Raw genomic sequence first — 19,147 nt, forward strand, 5'->3', positions numbered from 1 at the left:
CATAGGCAAGTCAATCCTTGCATTTCCACCGCGCGCCACGACTGCGTGAGTCGGCGCCGGGCGGAGGTCACCGCCGGACGACGCACGAAGGGCCCCCGACCCGCAGGTCGGAGGCCCTTCTCCCGTGTGGCAGGTGAAGGATTCGAACCTTCGAAGGCAAAGCCGACGGATTTACAGTCCGCTCCCATTGGCCGCTCGGGCAACCTGCCGGGCGCTCTCCGGTGGGCCGTTTGGTCCGCCGGCAGCAAGGCGAAACAATAGCGCAGGCACATCAGCAACGAGAAACCGCCGGCGGCCCGCCGGCACACCCGAAGGAGCGCTCCCCCATGGCCGACTCGTCGTTCGACATCGTCAGCAAGATCGACCGCCAGGAGGTCGACAACGCGCTCGGGCAGACCGCCCGCGAGATCGCGACGCGGTTCGACTTCAAGGGCACCGGGGCGTCGATCGAGTGGCAGGGCGAGCACGCCATCGAGATCTCAGCGTCGGCCGACGACCGGGCGACGGCGGTGCTCGATGTCTTCAAGACCAAGCTGGTCAAGCGCGACGTCAGCCTGAAGGTCCTCGACGCCTCCGAGCCCCGCCAGTCGGGCCAGCAGAGCAAGATCTCGGTCGCCCTCAAGGAGGGCATCTCGTCGGAGGACGCGAAGAAGATCTCCAAGCTGATCCGCGACGAGGGCCCCAAGGGCGTCAAGGCGCAGATCCAGGGCGACGAGCTGCGGGTGTCGTCGAAGAAGCGCGACGACCTGCAGGCGGTCATCGCCCTAGTGAAGGCGCAGGACTACGACTTCGCGGTGCAGTTCACCAACTACCGCTGACCCTCACCGAGGGTCCCGGCCGACCGGCTCCTCACGTCCGTCGGTGGAAGGTGAGGCGTCCGTCGGCGTGGCGTTGGGTGCGGTAGCGGTGGTCGTGGGCGCGGTGGTGGTGGTGGGAGCAGAGCAGGGCGGCGTCGGTGAGGTCGGTGCGGCCGCCGGCGGCCCAGGGGTCACCGGCGTGGTGGGCCTCGCACCAGGCGGCGGGGATGTCGCAGCCCTCGGCGCGGCAGGTGGGTTGGGTCACGGCCAGGGCGCGGCGCTGGGTGGGTGAGTAGAGGCGGCGGGTGCGGCCGGCGTCGAGCACCACACCCGCACCGCCGAGGACCACCGGGATGATCCCGGCGGTGCACGCCAGGCGCCGGGCCTCGCCTGCGGAGAGGGGTTCGTCACCGGTGTGGGCGACCCCCAGGACCTGGCCGAGCTCGGCGAGGGTGACGGTGACGATCACGGTGGTGGCGTCGCCGCCGTGCAGCGGCAGCCGGGCCGGGTCGACGGCCTCGAGGAACGCCGCGAACGCGGCGCCCATCCGCTGGTCGTAGGGTCGCCGGTCTGGTGGCTGCTGCTGGTGGTCGGCGGGCTGGTCCGGTTGGTCTGGTTGGCGGTCAGGGCGGCGGGGGTTGGTGAGGGCTTCGAGGTAGGTCATCAGCCGGTCGCAGACGTGGTCGGGGCCGCGGAAGACCAGCTCGCTGATCCCGGGGCCGACCCGGCGGCGGCGCAGGAAGGTGCCGCGGCGGGCGCGGGTCTCCTCGTCGGCCAGCAGCCGGCCCTCGTGGTCCTCGGCGACCTCGGGCGCGACCACCTCCAGCACCCGGCGGCCCAGGACCCGCAGCTGGCGGGGCCCGAACCGGGCCGCCTCGTCGACCAGCCGGTCCTCGGCGGCCGCCCGGACGTCGGCGTCGACCCGGTCGGGCAGGGCCTCGACCGCGGCGGTCACGACCTCGGCCTGGGCCAGGTTCACCACACCGGACCGCAGCCCAGCACTCACCTGGGGATGGTCGGCCAGCGCCCGGGCCAGCCGGAGCCGGCGGCGGCACTCGCCCCGGTCCCGGCGGCCGCGGTGGGCCAGCCACGCCGCGGCGTCCCGCGCCCCGTCCCGGTCCGCCACGTCGCCGGACGCGGCCAGGACCCGCATCCGCAGCTCCTCCAACCGGTCGATCCCGCGGCTGAGCTCCAGCAGCGCCACCGCCTTGTCCTCGACAGTCATGAACACCGGGTCCACCTCACCGACCGACGACACCGCCGCCGACACCGCCGCGGCAGCGGCCAGCACCGGGTGCGAGGAGACATCGGGAGCAGCAGACACGACAGACACCTGAAGATCGACGGACGCCCGGGGACTCCAACCACACGGGACTGCACACCACGTCGATGCCAGCGCGTCACCAGACGAGCAACGGACCCACCGCGGAGCGGCGAACCGAAGGACTACTGCATCTGTAACTATTAGAACACATGTTCGCATCCCTGTCAACCCGACGCGGCCGATGTTCCTCGGTGCGCGACCTGACCGACCCGACTCCGCTGGGTCGGGTCCGTCGGCAACCCCTGCCGATGTGGTCGTACCACTGTTTACGGATCACGGTCGCCACACAGGGTCAGAACCTGCCGTAGCCCGTCCGCCCCAGGGGTGAGGCGAGACGACGGATCGTAGCGGGCACTGCGATGGTCGGTCGACCGACTTCCGGGTCGCCGCCAAGGCCGCTGACACCCGAGTTCCGGCGCCGACAGCGCATCCGGTGCGCCGATGTCTTCAGGGCCTCCGCGAGATGTCAGCTCGCGCGCCCTGCGGCCAGTGCGACCAGGGCTGCCGCCGACTGCTTGGCTCGCACCGCCGCGTCCGGGTCGGCGTCGAGCGCGCCGCTGGCGAGGCCGCCGTCGAGCAGCAGGGTCAGCGAGCGCGCCAGCCCGTCCGGGTCGTCGACGCCGGCCTCCGTGGCCAGGCCCCGCACCCAGCCGAGCACGTCTCGCTTGTGGGCGACTGTCCGGTCGTGCACGGGTGTGCCCGGCGCCGCCTCAGCAGCGGCGTTGATGAAGGCGCACCCCCGGTAGCCGTCTCGCCGACAGGCGGATCCCAGAGCGTCGAAGAGCCCGACCATACGGTCGGCCGGATCGGACCCGGCAGCCTCGGCCGCGGCGTGCAGCTGGCCACTCCACACGTCGTCGACGCGGTCGAGGTAGGCGAGGACGAGATCGTCCTTGGCCAGGAAGTGCTTGTAGAGGGTGGCCTTGGCCACGCCGGACTCGGCGATGATCCGGTCCACCCCGACGGCACGGATCCCGTGGGCGTAGAAGAGCCGGAACGCCGTGTCGAGGATGCGCTGACGTGCGGAGGGTGAGGGCACCCCTTGATAGTAGACAGACCTGTCTGCTAGCGTCCACCGCACCCTACAGACAGACCTGTCTGCCCCTACCGCTCTCGGAGGATCCATGAACATCGCAGTCCTCGGCACCGGCGTGGTCGGCCAGGCGATCGCGGGCCGCCTGCACGAGCTCGGCCACGACGTCGTCGTCGGCACCCGTGACCCGCAGTCGACCCTGGCGCGCACCGAGCCGGACGGGATGGGCAACCCGCCGTTCGCCGACTGGCACTCCGCCCACCCCGACGTCGCCCTGGCGTCCTTCGCCGAGGCCGCGTCGGGCGCCGAGCTGGTGGTCAACGCCGCCTCGGGCGGCGCCACCCTGGAGCTGCTGCGCTCGGCCGGCGCGGAGAACCTGGCCGGCAAACCCCTGCTCGACATCGCCAACCCGCTCGACTTCTCGGAGGGCTTCCCGCCCACCCTGTTCGTCAAGGACACCGACTCCCTGGGTGAGCAGATCCAGCGCTCCTTCCCGGATGCGAAGGTCGTCAAGGCGTTGAACACCCTGACCGCGAACCTGATGGTCGACCCGAGGTCGCTCGGCGAGAGCAGCACGGTGTTCGTCTCCGGTGACGACGCCGACGCCAAGGCGACCGTGGTGGCGCTGTTGGAGAGCTTCGGCCACGACGACGTGATCGACCTCGGGCCGCTCGAGACCGCTCGCGGCACCGAGATGCTGCTTCCCGTCTGGCTGCGCCTGATGTGCGCCCTGGGCACCGCCCAGTTCAACGTCAAGGTCGTCCGCTGACCTGACCGGCCAGCGCCGTCGCGGTCAGCCCGCGGTGGCCGTCATGACCGGGACCGCCGTGGCCCCGGCGACCGGCGTGACGAAGACGCGCACACCCTCCTCGAGGTGGAGCTGGCGCGCGTGGGTCCGGGTGAGGGTCACGTGCACCTCCTCGCCGTCGTCGGTCAGCACGACCACCCGCACCTCGAAGCCGACGCGCAGCACCCGTGAGACCGTGCCCTCGGCGGCGCCCGCCAGCTGGGCCTCACGGGAGATGTGTACGTCGTGCGGGCGGACCGTGACGCCGTTGAGCGTGGTGGTCTCCCCGAGGAAGCCCATGACGAAGGGGTTCGCCGGCTCGTCGTAGAGCTGGTCGGGGGTGCCGACCTGCTCGACCCGGCCCTCGTTGATGACCACGATCTCGTCGGCGACCTCCATGGCCTCCTCCTGGTCGTGGGTCACGAAGACCGTCGTCACGTGCACCTCGTCGTGCAGCCGGCGCAGCCACTCGCGCAGCTCCTTGCGGACCTTGGCGTCCAGCGCACCGAACGGCTCGTCGAGCAGCAGCACCGACGGCTCGACCGCGAGCGCCCGGGCCAGCGCCATGCGCTGCCGCTGGCCGCCGGAGAGCTGCGAGGGCAGCCGGTGGGCGAACTGCGACAGGTGCACCAGCCGGAGCAGCTCGTCGACCTTCGCCGCGACCTCGTCCTTGGGGCGCTTGCGGATCTCCAGGCCGAACGCGACGTTCTTGGCCACGGTCATGTGCTTGAAGACCGCGTAGTGCTGGAACACGAACCCCACGTTGCGCTTCTGCGGCGGCAGGTGGGTGGCCTCGGTGCCCTCGATGGTGACGGACCCCGAGTCGGCCGAGTCCAGCCCCGCGATGATCCGCAGGAGCGTGGACTTGCCACCACCCGACGGACCCAGCAGCGCGGTCAGCTGACCAGTCGGCAGCGACACGTTGACGTCCTGGAGGGCGACGAAGTCGCCGAACGACTTGTTGAGCCCCTTGACCTCGATACTCATCTTTCCTGGCCCTCCTTCGGGCGGAGCAGCGCGACGACGACCAGGCACAGCACGGCCGCGAAGACCAGCAGGAACGACACGGAGTACGCCGTCTGCTGCTCGAAGTTCTGGTACTTCTGCTGGACGAGGACGGTCGCGACCTGGGTCTCGCCGCCCACGTTGCCGGCGACGACCTTGATCGCGCCGAACTCACCGAGGGCGCGGGCGAGGCTCAGCACCACGCCGTACACGAACGCCCACTTGATGCTCGGCAGGGTGATCCGCCAGAAGGTCTGCCACGCGTTCGCCCCGAGGCTGCGCGCGGCCTGCTCCATGTCGTCCCCGAGCTCCTCGAGCACCGGCACGACCTCCCGCACGACCAGCGGCAGGATGACGAAGCAGGTCGCCATCACCATGCCGGGCCGGGCGAAGACGATCTGCACGCCGTGCGCCTCCAGCCAGGGGCCGAACCAGCCGAACCGGCCGTTGTAGACGAGCACCAGCGCGAGACCCACCACGACCGGCGACACCGACAGCGGGAGGTCGATGAGCACCGAGAGCGCCCGCTTGCCGATGAAGGTGTAGCGGACCAGCAGGATCGAGATGCCCAGGCCGAACACCGAGGTGATCACCACGGACGTCACCGCCACCTCAGCGGTCAACCGAAGCGCGTGGACGACGTCGGGGTCGGACAGCGCGTCCTTCAGCCCGGTGAGCCCGTCGGCGAAGGTGTGCTTCACGACGTACGCCGTGGGCCACACGATCAGCATGAACAGGTAGCCGACGACGAGCACCCGCAGCAGCCACTTCACGACGGGCGAGCCGCTGCTGACCGCCCTGCTCGCGCTAGCCACGACGCGCCACCCGTCGCTGGATGACGTCGAGCACGATGATCGCGAGCAGCGCGACCAGGAGCATCAACGTCGCCACCGCTGCGGCCGCCTCGGTGTTGCCACCCTCGAGGAACGAGAAGAGGCGGACCGAGACGACCTCGGTGCGGTTGGCCAGGTTGCCGCTGATGAGCACGAGCGCGCCGTACTCGCTGATGCCCCGGGCGAACGACAGGGCCGCCCCCGCGCAGATGGCGGGCACGAGCGCCGGCAGGATCACCCGACGGAACGTGGTGAAGCGGCTGGCGCCCAGCGACGCGGCGGCGTCCTCGACGTCGGTGTCGAGCTCCTCGAGCACCGGCTGGACCGTGCGCACGACGAAGGGCAGCGTCACGAACGCCATCGCGAGGAAGACGGCCCACCGAGTGTTCTGGACCTGGATCCCGATCGGGCTGTCGGGCCCGTAGAGCGAGAGCAGCACCAGGCCGGCGACGATCGTCGGCAGCGCGAACGGGATGTCGATCAGCAGGTCGAGGATGGCCATGCCGGGGAACCGGTCACGGACCAGCACCCAGGCGATGATCGTGCCCATCACCATGTTGAGCAGCGTGATGCCGAGCGAGGAGAGCACGGTCAGCTGCAGGGCCGACCGGGTCTGCTCGTTGCTGAGGACGTCGACGAACGTGCCGAGGCCGCCACCGGCGGCCTTGACGATGATCGCCGACAGCGGGATCAGGACCAGCAGGCTGAACCAGATCATGGCGATGCCGAGCCCGAGGGCCGGCCCGCGTGTCAGTGCAGCACCAGACTTCTGGCGGGACGAAGCCGACCGACGCTTGCGCGCCGGCCGGCTCTCGACCGCAACGGATGCGGTGGACATGGGTTACTGCCCCGCGTCGGCCTGGATCTGGGTCAGGATGCCCATCGGCGCGCCGTCGCTGCCGTCACCGAAGTACTTGTCGTTGGCGGTGCCCCACCCACCGAAGTCCTTGTCGATGGTGAGCAGCGTCGTCGGCGCCGGGTAGGGGTTGCTCGGGTCGTTCGCACCGTCGACGGTGAGGTCGCCCTCGTCGACGAGCGGACGGTAGCCGGTCTCGGCGTAGAGCTTCTGGCCCTCCGCGCTCTTCTGGAAGTCCATGAACGCCTGCGCCTTGTCCGAGGCGCCCTCGGTCAGCGCGCAGGGGTTGTCGATGCGCAGGGTGGTGTCCGGGACGACGTAGTCGAAGTCCTGGCCGCTCTGACGGGCGAGGATCGCCTCGTTCTCGTAGGAGAGCAGCACGTCGCCGGTGCCGCTGGTGAAGGCGGTCGTGGCGTCGCGGCCGCTGTCGGGCAGCGCGGCGACGTTCTCGAAGAACTTCGTCATGTAGGCCTTCGCGTCGGCGTCGGTGCCGCCGTCGGCGATGACCGAGCCGTACGCCGCCAGCAGGTTCCACTTCGCGGAGCCGGAGGAGGCGGGGTTGGGGGTGACGATGCCGACGCCCGGCTTCACCAGGTCGTCCCAGCTGTCGATGCCCTTGGGGTTGCCCTTCGGGACGACCATCACGACGACGGACTGCGTGCAGATGCCGTCGGTGTCGTTGTCCTTCCAGTCCTTCGCCACGATGCCCTCGTCGACCAGCCGGGTGACGTCGGGCTCGAGCGAGAGGTGGACCTCGTCGGCCTTCTGGCCGGCGACGACCGCACGGCTCTGGTCGCCGGAGGCGCCGTAGGAGCCCTTGATGGTGACGCCCTTGCCGGCGTCGGTGTCGTTGAAGGCCTTGATGACGCCTTCGTTTGCCTGCTCGAGCACCGAGTAGCCCACGACGTTGATCGTGTCCTCGCTGCTGCCGGACGAGTCGCCGGAGCACCCCGTCAAGGCCAGCACCCCGGCAGCCGAGAGGGCTGCCGCAACCTTGAACGTCCTGTTCATCGTCTTCCTCTTCTGTCTTCGCGCCCTCCCGGATGGAAGGCGTGTTTCCGCGTTATGCCGAGCAGACTACTCGACATAGCCCACTTGGTTCGAATTGAACCGGGGCGGTGGACGCGTGTCGTGACTCACAGGACCGCAGGCAGAGACGACTCCGGTCCCGGCGACGGCCGGACTATCGTTGGACGCTGTGCCGGGCTGCACCGCAGCAGAACTGGAACGTGTTCCAGTTCTGGTCGTACCGCGAGTACGATCCGGGGCGGGGGCAGTCGACGAGGGAGAGCACGCGCAGTGTCCAAGCAGGTCAAGCAGCTCGACCGGGTGATCATCCGGTTCGCGGGCGACTCCGGCGACGGCATGCAGCTGACCGGGGACCGGTTCACCCAGCAGTCCGCGGTCTTCGGCAACGACCTGGTGACGCTGCCGAACTTCCCCGCCGAGATCCGGGCGCCGCAGGGCACCCTGCCGGGCGTGTCGTCGTTCCAGGTGCACCTGGCCGATCACGACGTGCTCACTCCCGGTGACGCGCCCGACGTGCTGGTGGCGATGAACCCGGCCGCGCTGAAGGCGAACATCGGGGACCTGCCGCAGGGCGCGACGATCATCGTCGACACCCACGACTTCACCGCGCGGAACCTGGCCAAGGCCGGCTACGAGATCAACCCGTTGGAGCTGCTGGGCGATGCGAACGACCCGCTCGGGGCGTTCCAGGTGCAGCCGGTGGACCTGACCGGGATGACGGTGGAGGCGGTCAAGGAGTTCGGGCTGTCGCGCAAGGACGCGGCGCGGGCCAAGAACATGTTCGCGCTCGGCCTGCTGTCGTGGATGTACGGCCGGCCGACCGAGCCGACGGTGGCGTTCCTGGAGAAGCGGTTCGCCAAGGTCGAGGCGATCCGTGACGCCAACGTGGCGGCGTTCAAGGCGGGCTGGAACTTCGGTGAGACCACCGAGGCGTTCGCGGTCTCCTACGAGATCAAGCCGGCCCCGATGGCGGCCGGCACCTACCGCAACATCACCGGCAACCTGGCGCTGGCGTACGGGCTGGTCGCCGCGGGCGTCCGCTCCGGTCTCCCGCTCTTCCTGGGGTCCTACCCGATCACCCCGGCCTCGGACATCCTCCACGAGCTGTCCAAGCACAAGGCGTTCGGGGTCACCACGTTCCAGGCCGAGGACGAGATCGCCGGCATCGGTGCGGCGATCGGCGCGTCGTTCGGCGGCTCCCTGGGCGTCACCACGACGTCGGGTCCGGGGGTGGCGCTGAAGTCCGAGGCGATCGGGCTCGCGGTGATGACCGAGCTCCCCCTGGTCGTCGTCGACGTCCAGCGCGGCGGCCCCTCCACCGGCCTGCCCACCAAGACCGAGCAGGCAGACCTGCTGCAGGCGATGTTCGGGCGCAACGGCGAGGCTCCGGTCCCGATCGTCGCCCCACAGTCGCCCGGCGACTGCTTCGATGCCGCCATCGAGGCCGCCCGCATCGCCGTCACCTACCGCACCCCGGTCATGCTGCTCTCCGACGGCTACCTCGCCAACGGCTCGGAGCCCTGGCGGATCCCGGACGTGGACGACCTGCCCGCGATCGACCCGGACTTCGCCACGGTCGAGGACCTGACCGACGAGGACACGTTCCACCCCTACGCGCGCGACCCGGAGACGCTCGCGCGTCCGTGGGCGCCGCCGGGCGTGGCCGGGCTCGAGCACCGCATCGGGGGGCTGGAGAAGGCCGACATCACCGGCAACATCTCCTACGACCCGGCCAACCACGACTTCATGGTCCGCACCCGCCAGGCCAAGGTGGACCGGATCGCGGAGTCGCTGCCGCCGCTGGAGGTCGACGACCCGTCGGGACAGGCCCGCGTGCTCGTGCTCGGTTGGGGGTCGACGTACGGCCCCATCGGCGCCGGTGTGCGCCGGGTCCGCAAGGCCGGCTACCAGGTCGCCCAGGTCCACCTGCGCCACCTCAACCCCTTCCCCACCGACCTCGGCGACATCCTGCGCCGCTACGACAAGGTGCTGGTCCCCGAGATGAACCTCGGCCAGCTCTCCCTGCTGCTGCGCGCGAAGTACCTGGTCGACGCCGTCGGCTACAACCAGGTCAACGGCATGCCCCTGAAGGCCGCCGCCCTCGCCGAGGCGATCGGCGGCCTGGTCGCGGACGCCGAGGGCATCGAGGTCAACCTGACCACCGCCGAGGAGGCGATCCAGTCATGAGCACCGACCTCGGGATCCCGGGGCTGCGGTCGGGCGTCGAGCTGGTCCCGACGACCGACGAGACCCAGACCGGCAAGGACTTCACCTCCGACCAGGAGGTGCGCTGGTGCCCCGGCTGCGGCGACTACGCCGTGCTCAAGGCCGTGCAGGGCTTCCTGCCCGACCTCGGACTGCGCCGGGAGAACATCGTCTTCGTGTCCGGCATCGGCTGCTCGAGCCGGTTCCCCTACTACCTCGACACCTACGGCATGCACTCGATCCACGGCCGCGCGCCGTCGATCGCGACCGGCCTGGCCACCGCGCGTGAGGACCTGTCGGTCTGGGTCGTCACCGGCGACGGGGACGCGCTCTCGATCGGCGGCAACCACCTGATCCACGCGCTGCGCCGCAACGTGAACATGACCATCCTGCTGTTCAACAACCGGATCTACGGCCTGACCAAGGGCCAGTACTCCCCCACCTCCGAGGCCGGCAAGATCACCAAGTCCACGCCGATGGGCTCGGTCGACCACCCCTTCAACCCCGTGTCGCTGGCCCTCGGCGCCGAGGGCACGTTCGTGGCCCGCACCATCGACTCCGACCGCAAGCACCTCACCTCGGTGCTGTCGGCGGCCGCCGCCCACCGCGGCACGTCGTTCGTGGAGATCTACCAGAACTGCCCGATCTTCAACGACGGCGCGTTCGACGCGATCAAGGACAACGACACCAAGGCGAACGCGATCATCCCGCTGGTCCACGGCGAGCCGATCACCTTCGGCAACGGATCCCAGGGGCTCGTGCGCGACCCCGCCTCCGGTGGCGTCAAGGTCGTCGAGGTGGGCTCCGGGCCCGGCCAGGTCCCCACCGAGCAGCTGCTGGTCCACGACGCCCACCAGGCCGACCCCACCACGGCGTTCGCGATCTCCCGGCTGACCGACGCCGGCTACCTCAACCGCTCCCCGATCGGGATCTTCCGCCAGGTCCAGCGCCCGGCGTACGACGACCAGGCCCGTGCCCAGGTCGCCACGGCCCGGGACGCGGCGCCGGGTGAGCCGGCCGACCGGCTGGCCGCGCTCATCGGCAGCGGGGACACCTGGACCGTGGCCTGAGCGGGTGCCCGACGCTCGGCGGGGTCTGCTGCTGGGCGCAGCCGCGTACCTCATGTGGGGTGCGTTCCCGCTCTACTGGCCGCTGCTCGAGCCCGGCGGTGCCGTGGAGATCCTCGGGCACCGGGTCATCTGGTCGTGCCTGGTCATGGTCGCCCTCGTGCTCGCCCTGCGCCGCCGCAGCGAGCTGGCCGCGATCTGGCGCGACCGGCGCACCCGCCTGGTCCTGACCGTCGCCGCCGCGGTCATCACGGTGAACTGGACGACCTACATCTGGGGGGTCAACAACGGCCGGGTCGTGGAGACGTCGCTCGGCTACTTCATCAACCCGCTGGTGACCGTCCTGATGGGCGTCGTGATCCTGCGCGAGCGGCTTCGACCGCTCCAGTGGGTCGCGCTCGGGATCGCCGCCGCCGCGGTCGCGGTGATCACGGCGGAGTACGGCCGCCCGCCCTGGGTCGCGCTCGTGCTCGCCTTCTCCTTCGGCAGCTACGGGCTGTGCAAGAAGACCGCGAACGTCGGCGCCACGGAGAGCCTGGCCTACGAGACGGCCGTCATCGCGCCGTTCGCGGTGGCCTACCTGCTGTGGCTGGAGACGCACGGCGACTCCGGGTTCACCACCCACGGCGCCGGGCACGCACTGCTGCTCATGACGACCGGCATCGTCACCGCCGTGCCCCTGATCTGCTTCGGCGGGGCGGCGACCAGGGTCTCGATGGTCACCCTCGGCCTGCTGCAGTACCTCGCGCCGACCCTGCAGTTCGTGCTGGGCGTCACCTACTTCCACGAGGACATGCCGGCCGGGCGGTGGGTCGGCTTCGCGCTGGTCTGGATCGCGCTGATGCTCTTCACCTTCGAGGCGATCAACCACCGGCGCCGCCAGCTGCGCCTGACCGTCGAGGCCTCCACCGCCGCCTAGCGGGGACGCGCCAACGGATCCGCTGATGGTGGTCGAGCGAGCCGCGCGACCGAGGAACGAGGTCGCGACCGGCGTGTCGAGACCCCGTGAGCCGAGAAGCTACGCCGTCCGGCTCGCGACGACGTCGGCGAAGGCCTCGAGGGCGTCGCGGACCGGGCCGGGGGGGACGGCGGCGAGCTGGTCCTTCGCCTCCTGGGCGCGGGCGACGACGTAGGCGCGGGCCTGCTCCATCGCGGGGTGCTTGCGCAGCAGGTCGAGCGCCTCGGCGTGCCGGGAGTCGTCGGCGAGGTCGCCGTCAAGCAGCTCGACGAGGCGGGCGTCGGCGGGATCGGCCGCGGCGCGAGCCATCAGCACCGGCAGCGTGGGCACGCCCTCGCGCAGGTCCGTGCCCGGGGTCTTCCCGGACTCGTCGGACTCGGAGGCGATGTCGAGGATGTCGTCGGAGAGCTGGAAGGCCGACCCGACGATCTCGCCGTACGCCGTCAACGCCTCCTCGACCTCCCGGCTGGCGCCCCCGAAGCGGGCGCCGTAGCGCGCCGAGGTGGCGATCAGCGAGCCGGTCTTGCCGGCGACCACGTCGAGGTAGTGCGCCAACGGGTCCTCGTCGGGCCCCGGGGCGACGGTCTCGAGGATCTGGCCCTCGACCAGCCGGGTGAACGTCTGCGCCTGGATGCGCACCGCGTCCGCGCCGAGCTCCGCGGTCAGCTCGGAGGACTTGGAGAAGAGGAAGTCGCCGGTCAGGATCGCCACGAGGTTGCCCCAGCGGGCGTGGGCGGTCTCCGCTCCCCGACGCAGATCCGCCTCGTCCATGACGTCGTCGTGGTAGAGCGAGGCGAGGTGGGTGAGCTCGACCACGCACGCCGCGGTGACCACGTCGTCGCTGTCGGGGCGGTCACCGGTCTCGGCGGCCAGCAGCACCAGCAGCGGTCGGAAGCGCTTGCCGCCGGCCTCCATCAGGTGGCTGGCTGCCTCGGTGACGAAGCCGGCGCGGCTGCGCACGTGGCCGGCCAGCGCGACCTCGACCGCGGCCATGCGCTCGCGCAGCCGTGCGGCGAGCGCCTCGTCCGTGACGGGGAGGGCCAGCGCTGCGGAAGTCGTGGTCACCTGACGAATTGTCCCGCATTCGCCGCGAGATCGAGCACCGGACCGGGGACGATGCCCAGGACCAGCGTCGCGGCCACGCCGACGAGGATCGTCGCGGAGGTCAGCACCGACGGCTTGGTGACCGTGGCGACCTCGCCGCCCGTGGTGTCACCGTCGAGGAAGAACATCAGCACGATCACCCGGACATAGAAGAAGACCGCGATGATGCTGCACAGGATCGCGGCGACCACCACCGGCCAGGCGCCGGCCGAGAGCGCGACGGTGAACACGGCCCACTTGCCGACGAACCCGGCGGTCAGCGGGATGCCGGCCATCGAGAGCAGGAAGAACGCGAACAGCCCGGCGACCAGCGGCGAGCGGCGTCCCAGGCCCTGCCAGCGGGCGAAGGTGGTCGCCTCGCCACCGGAGTCACGCACGAGCGTGACCAGTGCGAACGCACCGATCATCGCGAACCCGTAGGTGGTCAGGTAGAACAGCACCGCCTGCAGCGAGGTGACCTGCCCGTCGGAGAGGTCCGAGGCCTGCTGGACGCCGAGGACGCCGGTGAGGATGAACCCGGTGTGCGCGACGGAGGAGTAGGCGAGCAGCCGCTTCATGTCGGTCTGGACCACGGCCAGCACGGCTCCGGTGACCATGGTCAGGATGGCGATCACCCACAGCATCGGCTGCCACGACCAGCGGTCGGACCCGAAGGCGACGTAGTAGAGGCGCAGGATCGCGCCGAACGCGGCGATCTTGGTGCCGGCCGCCATGAACGCCGTCACCGGGGTGGGGGCGCCCTGGTAGACGTCGGGGGTCCAGGTGTGGAACGGCGCGGCGCCGACCTTGAAGAGCAGGCCGACCGACATCATGCCGAGACCGAGGAGCAGCAGCGTCTGGTTGCCGATGTCGTCACGGACCGCCTCGTTGATCTCCGAGAAGCCCATCGACCCGGCGAAGCCGTAGGTGAGCGCGACGCCGTACACGAAGAAGCCTGACGAGAAGGCACCCAGCATGAAGTACTTCAGCGCCGCCTCCTGGCTCAGCAGCCGGCGCCGGCGCGCCAGCCCGCAGAGCAGGTAGAGCGGCAGGGAGAGCACCTCGAGGGCCACGAAGAGCGTGAGCAGGTCGTTGGCGGCAGGGAAGAGCATCATGCCGCCGACGGCGAAGAGCAGCAGCGGGTAGATCTCGGTGTGCTCCAGGCCGCGGGTCGACGCCTGGCGCTCGGCCTCGGTGCCCGGCAGGGCGGCCGCCTGGCCGGCGAACGCCGACACCCCGCCCTCGAGGCGCCGCTCGGCGAAGAGCAGCACGCCGCCCAGGGCGCAGAGCAGGATGATGCCCCAGAAGAACACCGTGGGACCGTCGACGGCGATGGTGCCCTCGACGTCGATGGAGCCGCGGGCCGTGCCGTCACCGAGCACGTCGAGGTTCGTGGCGACATAGATCGTGCCGGCGAGCGCGACCAGCAGCCCGGCCGCCGAGAGGAGCGTCTGCACGCGGAACCGGTGGGCCCGCGGCACGAACGCCTCGACCACCACGCCGAGGCAGGCGACGCCGTAGACCACGAGCATCGGCCACAGCTGGCTGTACTCGATGGTGGGCTTGACGAAGTCCATCAGTGATCGCCTTCCTCAGCGGTCTCGGCGGCCGGGACGCTCGGCTGGTCGTCGGAGACGCCCACGTGCACCAGCAGGTTCTCGACCGTCGGGTTGGCCGCGTGCAGCAGCGGCATCGGGAAGAAGCCGAAGAGCAGCAGCCCGACGACGAGCGGGACGACCGCCACGAGCTCGCGGCCGTTGAGGTCCTTGACGGCCGCATCACCCGGGCGCGGCGGCCCGGTCATCGTGCGCTGGTAGAGCCACAGCACGTAGATCGCGGCCAGCACGATGCCGGTGACGGCGACCGCTCCGACCCACCAGTGGTAGTCGAACGCGGCGATCATCACGAGGATCTCGGACACGAACTGGCTCAGGCCCGGCAGTCCGGCGGTCGCCAGCCCGGCGACCAGGAAGAGCCCGGCCAGCACCGGTGCGGTGCTCTCGACGCCGGTGATCTCGCTGATCCGCGCGGTGCCCTTGCGCTTGATGAGGTAGCCGGCGATGAGGAACATCGCCGCCGTCGCGACGCCGTGGTTGACCATGTAGAGGATCGAGCCGGAGCCGCCCTGGGTCGTCAGCGCGAAGATGCCGAGCGTGATGAAGCCGAAGTGGCTCAGCGAGGTCAGGCCGATCAGGCGCAGGATGTCGTCCTGCCCGATCGCCAGGAACGCGCCGTAGACGATCGAGATCAGCGCGATCGTGACGACCACCGGCGTCGCCCACTGCGAGGCTCCGGGGAAGAGGCCCAGGCAGTAGCGCAGCATCCCGAAGGTGCCGATCTTGTCCAGCACGCAGACCAGCAGCACGCTGGTGCCGGGGGTCGCCTTCTCGGTGGTGTCGGCCAGCCAGGTGTGCACCGGGAACAGCGGTGCCTTCACGGCGAAGGCGACCATGAACCCGATGAAGAGCCAGCGCTCCCAGGTGGTGCTCATGTCGATGTTCTGCAGGTCCGACAGCAGGTACGACGGGCTGCCGGCGCGGGCGGACACGACGTAGAGCCCGATCACCGCGGCGAGCAGCACGAGGCCTCCGCCGAGCTGGAACATGAGGAACTTCAGCGCGGCGGACGCCCGGCCCGGCTGCCCGTAGCGGCCGATGAGGAAGTACGCCGGGATGAGCGTGGCCTCGAAGACGACGTAGAAGAGGAACACGTCGGTGGCCAGGAAGACGGCCAGGGCGAGCGACTCCAGCGCGAGCGCCCAGGCGAAGAACGCCGCCGTGCCGAGGCCGTCCGCCTCGTGCCAGGAGGCGATGAAGACGATCGGCACGAGGGCGACGGTCAGCAGCACGAGGAGCAGGCCGAGCCCGTCGACGCCCAGGGCGTAGTGGACGCCGAACGCGGAGATCCAGTCGTGCACCTCGGTCAGCTGCATGCCGCCGTGCGGGTCGAACTGCACGGCGACGCCGACACCGACCAGGAGCGTCAGCAGCGAGAAGCCGAGCGCGACCTGCTTGGGCAGGACCTCGCCGCGGGCCCGTGGCAGGAACGCGGTCACGACCGCGCCGAGCAGCGGGACCACCCAGAGGATGGTGAGCCAGGGAAGGTTGCTCATGCGAGGTTCACCGCCAGGAGGGCCAGCGCGACGATCAGCGCGCCGCCGAGGAGGGACAGGGCGTAGGTCCGGACGAACCCGTTCTGGGCCTTGCGGACGAACCCGGCGATCCCACCGACCGCGACCGCGCCGCCCATGAAGGTGCCGTCGACGGCGTACCGGTCGGTGGCGAGCGACGCCGCCGTGACGTGCCGGCCCGGGTTGACCACGAGGGTGTCGTTGATGACGTTGCCGTAGACCTCCTCGCGACCCGCCCGGACTGCCCATGAGACGTCGGTCGGCGCCGTGCGCGGCACGGACCGGCGGCCGAAGAGCTGCCAGGCGGTGGCGGCACCGATGAGGACGACCACCAGGGCGATGGCGGAGGTCGCGAGCGCCGGGAGCGGCGGGTTCTCGGTCGGGACCGTCCCGGTGACGGGCTCGAGCCAGTCCACGATCCAGTCGTTGAGGATGAGCAGGCCACCGACGGCGGCCAGCGCGGCGAGCACCATCATCGGGATCGTCATGACCAGCGGCGACTCGTGGGGATGGAGGTCCTTCTCCCACCGCTTCTCGCCGAAGAAGGTCATCAGCATCATCCGGGTCATGTAGAAGCCGGTGACACCGGCGCCCAGGATGGCCAGGGCGCCCACCAGGACGTTCTGGCCCATCGCGGCCTCGATGATGCTGTCCTTGGACCAGAACCCGGCGAACGGCGGGATGCCGATGATCGCCAGGTAGCCGAGCGTGAACGTGATGAACGTGACCGGCATGACCTTGCGGACCAGGCCGTAGTGGCGCATGTCGACGTCGTCGCCCATCCCGTGCATCACCGAGCCGGCGCTGAGGAACAGGTCCGCCTTGAAGAAGCCGTGGGTGAGCAGGTGGAAGATCGCGAACGGGTAGCCGGCGACGCCGAGCCCCGCCGCGGTCATCATGTAGCCGATCTGGCTCATGGTGGAGCCGGCGAGCGACTTCTTGATGTCGTCCTTCGCGCACCCGATCCAGGCGCCCCAGAAGATCGAGATCAGGGCCACCACGAGCACGACGGTGCGGGCGTCGGGCGCCCGGTCGAACACGAAGTTCGACCGCACGATCAGGTAGACACCGGCGGTCACCATGGTGGCTGCGTGGATGAGGGCCGAGACCGGGGTCGGGCCCTCCATCGCGTCCATCAGCCAGGCCTGCAGCGGGAACTGCGCCGACTTGCCGCACGCGCCGAGCAGGAGCAGCAGGCCGAGGATCGTCATCTGGGTCTGCGAGGCGTTGCCCGCGGCGTCGCTGATCACGTGGAAGCTCGTCGACCCGAAGAGGACGAAGAACATCATGATCGCCAGCGACAGACCCATGTCACCCACGCGGTTGATCACGAACGCCTTCTTCGAGGCGGCGGCCGCGGACGGCTTGTGCTGCCAGAACCCGATGAGCAGGTACGACGCCAGGCCGACGCCCTCCCAGCCGAGGAACAGCCCGAGGTAGTTCTCGGAGAGGACCAGGACCAGCATCGCGGCGACGAAGAGGTTCAGGTAGCCGAAGAACCGGCGCCGGCGCGGGTCGTGCGCCATGTAGCCGATCGAGTAGATGTGGATCAGCGACCCGACACCGGTGATCAGCAGCAGGAACAGCACCGACAGCTGGTCGAGCATCAGGTCCATGCCGACGTCGAGGTGGCCGACCTGGAACCAGGTGTAGAGGTGCTGGACCACCTGGCGGTCGTCCTCGCTGCGCCCGAGCAGCGAGACGAACATCGCCAGGGAGATCGCGAACGAACCGATCGGCAGCAGGGTGCCGAGCAGGTGCCCCCACTTGTCGGTGTACCTGCCACCGACCAGGAGGATCGCCGCGCCGGCCAGGGGCAGCGCGACGACCAGCCAGAGCAGGGCGAAGACCCCGTCGGCCTGCGTGGGGTCGACGACCGGGATCGCGCCGCCCTCGTGGAACGCATACATGTGTCTCGACGCTCCTCGTCAGTACTTCAGCAGGCTGGCGTCGTCGACCGAGGCCGAGCGACGGGTCCGGAAGATGGTCATGATGATCGCGAGCCCGACGACGACCTCGGCAGCGGCGACCACCATCACGAAGAAGGCGGCGACCTGGCCCTCGAGGTTCCCGTGCTGGCGGGAGAAGGCGACCAGCGCGAGGTTCGTGGCGTTCAGCATCAGCTCGACGCACATGAACACCACGATCGCGTTGCGCCGCGTGAGCACGCCGACGCAGCCGATCGTGAACAGGATCCCCGAGAGCACGATGAAGGGCGTGATGTTCACTGGTCCTCACCTCCGCCGGTCGCCGGGGTCTGCTCGGTGGTCGTGACCGCGGCCTGGCTGTCGCGGCCCGCATGGGTCGCGCCGCCGACCTGACGGCCGATCTCCCCGATGTCGCTCGCGAGCGCCGGGCCCGAGCGCACCGTGCCGCGGGCGGCCAGCACCCGCGAGACCGAGGACTCCGCCGCGGTGCCGTCGGGCAGCAGCGCCGGGGTGTCGACCGCGTTGTGGCGGGCGTAGACACCCGGGGGCGGCAGCGGCCCGAGGTGGGTGCCCTTCTCCCCGAAGTCGCGCACCCGCTGGGCGGCCAGCGAGGCCTGGGTGTCCTTCGGCGTGAGGCGCTCGCGGTGGGCGAGCACCATCGCGCCCACCGCGGCCGTGATCAGCAGGGCGCTGGTGACCTCGAAGGCGAAGACGTACTGGGAGAACAGCAGGTTGGCCAGCGCCTCGATGTTGCCGGCGCCGCGGGTCGCGTCCGTGCCGACCGCCGTGCCGAGCGCGACCTGGCCGAGCCCGATGACGAGCACCAGGCCGAGCGCCAGGCCGCCGAGCGAGGCCAGCACCCGCTGCCCGCGGATCGTCTCGACGACCGAGTCGGACGCGTCGACGCCGACGAGCATCAGCACGAACAGGAACAGCATCAAGATGGCGCCCGTGTAGACGATGATCTGCACCGCGAACAGGAAGGGCGCGTCCAGGACGGCGTAGAGCACGGCCAGGCTGATCATCACCACGGCGAGCAGCAGGGCGGCGTGCACGGCCTTGCGGACGAAGAGGATGCCGAGCGCCGCGACCACCATCACGGGGGCGAGGAT

General features: G+C 70.3%; 17 protein-coding genes and 1 tRNA gene. 5 read left to right on the forward strand and 13 right to left on the reverse strand.

Translation table 11 applies throughout. The annotated features are described in order from the left end of the window. Positions 1–127: 127 nt before the first annotated feature. Positions 128–209: transfer RNA gene (locus tag ACILRH_RS10800), tRNA-Tyr, on the reverse strand. 117 nt (positions 210–326) lie between these two features. Between ACILRH_RS10800 and ACILRH_RS10805 the strand changes: the two genes are divergently transcribed. After that, a complete protein-coding gene (locus ACILRH_RS10805; protein WP_395693155.1) occupies positions 327–818 on the forward strand; it encodes a YajQ family cyclic di-GMP-binding protein in 492 nt (163 codons plus the stop codon). Between the two features lie 31 nt (positions 819–849). Here ACILRH_RS10805 and ACILRH_RS10810 read toward each other — a convergent pair whose 3' ends face one another. Both ACILRH_RS10810 and ACILRH_RS10815 read right to left on the reverse strand, forming a co-directional pair. Then, on the reverse strand, positions 850–2,121 hold the full coding sequence (locus tag ACILRH_RS10810) for a DUF222 domain-containing protein (RefSeq protein WP_395693156.1): 1,272 nt from the start codon (positions 2,119–2,121) through the stop codon (positions 850–852). 466 nt (positions 2,122–2,587) lie between these two features. Further along, on the reverse strand, positions 2,588–3,160 hold the full coding sequence (locus ACILRH_RS10815) for a TetR/AcrR family transcriptional regulator (RefSeq protein ID WP_395693158.1): 573 nt from the start codon (positions 3,158–3,160) through the stop codon (positions 2,588–2,590). 85 nt (positions 3,161–3,245) lie between these two features. On the opposite strand from ACILRH_RS10815, the gene ACILRH_RS10820 reads away from it, so the two are divergent. Further along, complete coding sequence (locus ACILRH_RS10820) at positions 3,246–3,923, forward strand: NADPH-dependent F420 reductase (protein WP_395693160.1); 678 nt, start codon at positions 3,246–3,248, stop codon at positions 3,921–3,923. 24 nt (positions 3,924–3,947) lie between these two features. Here ACILRH_RS10820 and ACILRH_RS10825 read toward each other — a convergent pair whose 3' ends face one another. From ACILRH_RS10825 to ACILRH_RS10840, 4 genes are read right to left on the reverse strand one after another with little or no spacing between them, the layout of a single operon-like run. Then, complete coding sequence (locus ACILRH_RS10825) at positions 3,948–4,928, reverse strand: sulfate/molybdate ABC transporter ATP-binding protein (protein ID WP_395693162.1); 981 nt, start codon at positions 4,926–4,928, stop codon at positions 3,948–3,950. Further along, on the reverse strand, positions 4,925–5,761 hold the full coding sequence (locus ACILRH_RS10830) for a sulfate ABC transporter permease (RefSeq protein ID WP_395693163.1): 837 nt from the start codon (positions 5,759–5,761) through the stop codon (positions 4,925–4,927). Before ACILRH_RS10830 ends, ACILRH_RS10825 begins: the two co-directional genes overlap by 4 nt. Further along, positions 5,754–6,617 carry a sulfate ABC transporter permease subunit CysT gene (gene cysT / locus ACILRH_RS10835; RefSeq protein ID WP_395693165.1) on the reverse strand — a complete coding sequence of 288 codons (864 nt, stop codon included), beginning with the start codon at positions 6,615–6,617 and terminating at the stop codon, positions 5,754–5,756. Before cysT ends, ACILRH_RS10830 begins: the two co-directional genes overlap by 8 nt. A gap of 3 nt (positions 6,618–6,620) precedes the next feature. Further along, complete coding sequence (locus ACILRH_RS10840) at positions 6,621–7,646, reverse strand: sulfate ABC transporter substrate-binding protein (protein WP_395693167.1); 1,026 nt, start codon at positions 7,644–7,646, stop codon at positions 6,621–6,623. A gap of 288 nt (positions 7,647–7,934) precedes the next feature. Here ACILRH_RS10840 and ACILRH_RS10845 point away from each other — a divergent pair, with 288 nt between their 5' ends. The 3 genes from ACILRH_RS10845 to rarD are packed head-to-tail and all read left to right on the forward strand — an operon-like array spanning position 7,935 to position 11,855. Continuing rightward, complete coding sequence (locus tag ACILRH_RS10845; RefSeq protein ID WP_395693168.1) at positions 7,935–9,851, forward strand: 2-oxoacid:acceptor oxidoreductase subunit alpha; 1,917 nt, start codon at positions 7,935–7,937, stop codon at positions 9,849–9,851. Then, positions 9,848–10,939 carry a 2-oxoacid:ferredoxin oxidoreductase subunit beta gene (locus ACILRH_RS10850; protein ID WP_395693169.1) on the forward strand — a complete coding sequence of 364 codons (1,092 nt, stop codon included), beginning with the start codon at positions 9,848–9,850 and terminating at the stop codon, positions 10,937–10,939. Before ACILRH_RS10845 ends, ACILRH_RS10850 begins: the two co-directional genes overlap by 4 nt. 4 nt (positions 10,940–10,943) lie before the next feature. Then, positions 10,944–11,855 carry an EamA family transporter RarD gene (gene rarD / locus ACILRH_RS10855; protein ID WP_395693171.1) on the forward strand — a complete coding sequence of 304 codons (912 nt, stop codon included), beginning with the start codon at positions 10,944–10,946 and terminating at the stop codon, positions 11,853–11,855. Positions 11,856–11,954: 99 nt separating this feature from the next. On the opposite strand, the gene ACILRH_RS10860 is transcribed toward rarD, so the two are convergent. The 6 genes from ACILRH_RS10860 to ACILRH_RS10885 all read right to left on the reverse strand — a co-directional run bounded on the left by ACILRH_RS10860 (position 11,955) and on the right by ACILRH_RS10885 (position 19,132). Beyond that, positions 11,955–12,887, reverse strand: coding sequence for a polyprenyl synthetase family protein (locus tag ACILRH_RS10860; RefSeq protein WP_395693581.1), 933 nt, complete (start codon positions 12,885–12,887; stop codon positions 11,955–11,957). A 68-nt stretch (positions 12,888–12,955) separates the two neighbouring features. After that, on the reverse strand, positions 12,956–14,554 hold the full coding sequence (gene nuoN, locus ACILRH_RS10865) for an NADH-quinone oxidoreductase subunit NuoN (RefSeq protein WP_395693173.1): 1,599 nt from the start codon (positions 14,552–14,554) through the stop codon (positions 12,956–12,958). Continuing rightward, positions 14,554–16,089 carry an NADH-quinone oxidoreductase subunit M gene (locus tag ACILRH_RS10870; RefSeq protein WP_395693174.1) on the reverse strand — a complete coding sequence of 512 codons (1,536 nt, stop codon included), beginning with the start codon at positions 16,087–16,089 and terminating at the stop codon, positions 14,554–14,556. The genes nuoN and ACILRH_RS10870 overlap by 1 nt, the downstream gene beginning before the upstream one ends. After that, entirely contained in the window at positions 16,086–18,017 is a 1,932-nt protein-coding gene (gene nuoL / locus ACILRH_RS10875) for an NADH-quinone oxidoreductase subunit L (protein ID WP_395693175.1), read from the reverse strand. The genes ACILRH_RS10870 and nuoL overlap by 4 nt, the downstream gene beginning before the upstream one ends. Positions 18,018–18,035: 18 nt before the next feature. Continuing rightward, positions 18,036–18,335 carry an NADH-quinone oxidoreductase subunit NuoK gene (gene nuoK / locus ACILRH_RS10880; RefSeq protein WP_395693176.1) on the reverse strand — a complete coding sequence of 100 codons (300 nt, stop codon included), beginning with the start codon at positions 18,333–18,335 and terminating at the stop codon, positions 18,036–18,038. Next, on the reverse strand, positions 18,332–19,132 hold the full coding sequence (locus tag ACILRH_RS10885) for an NADH-quinone oxidoreductase subunit J (protein WP_395693583.1): 801 nt from the start codon (positions 19,130–19,132) through the stop codon (positions 18,332–18,334). Before ACILRH_RS10885 ends, nuoK begins: the two co-directional genes overlap by 4 nt. Between the last annotated feature and the right edge of the window lie 15 nt (positions 19,133–19,147).

This window comes from Nocardioides sp. (genome assembly GCF_044226765.1).
Taxonomy (GTDB): domain Bacteria; phylum Actinomycetota; class Actinomycetes; order Propionibacteriales; family Nocardioidaceae; genus Nocardioides.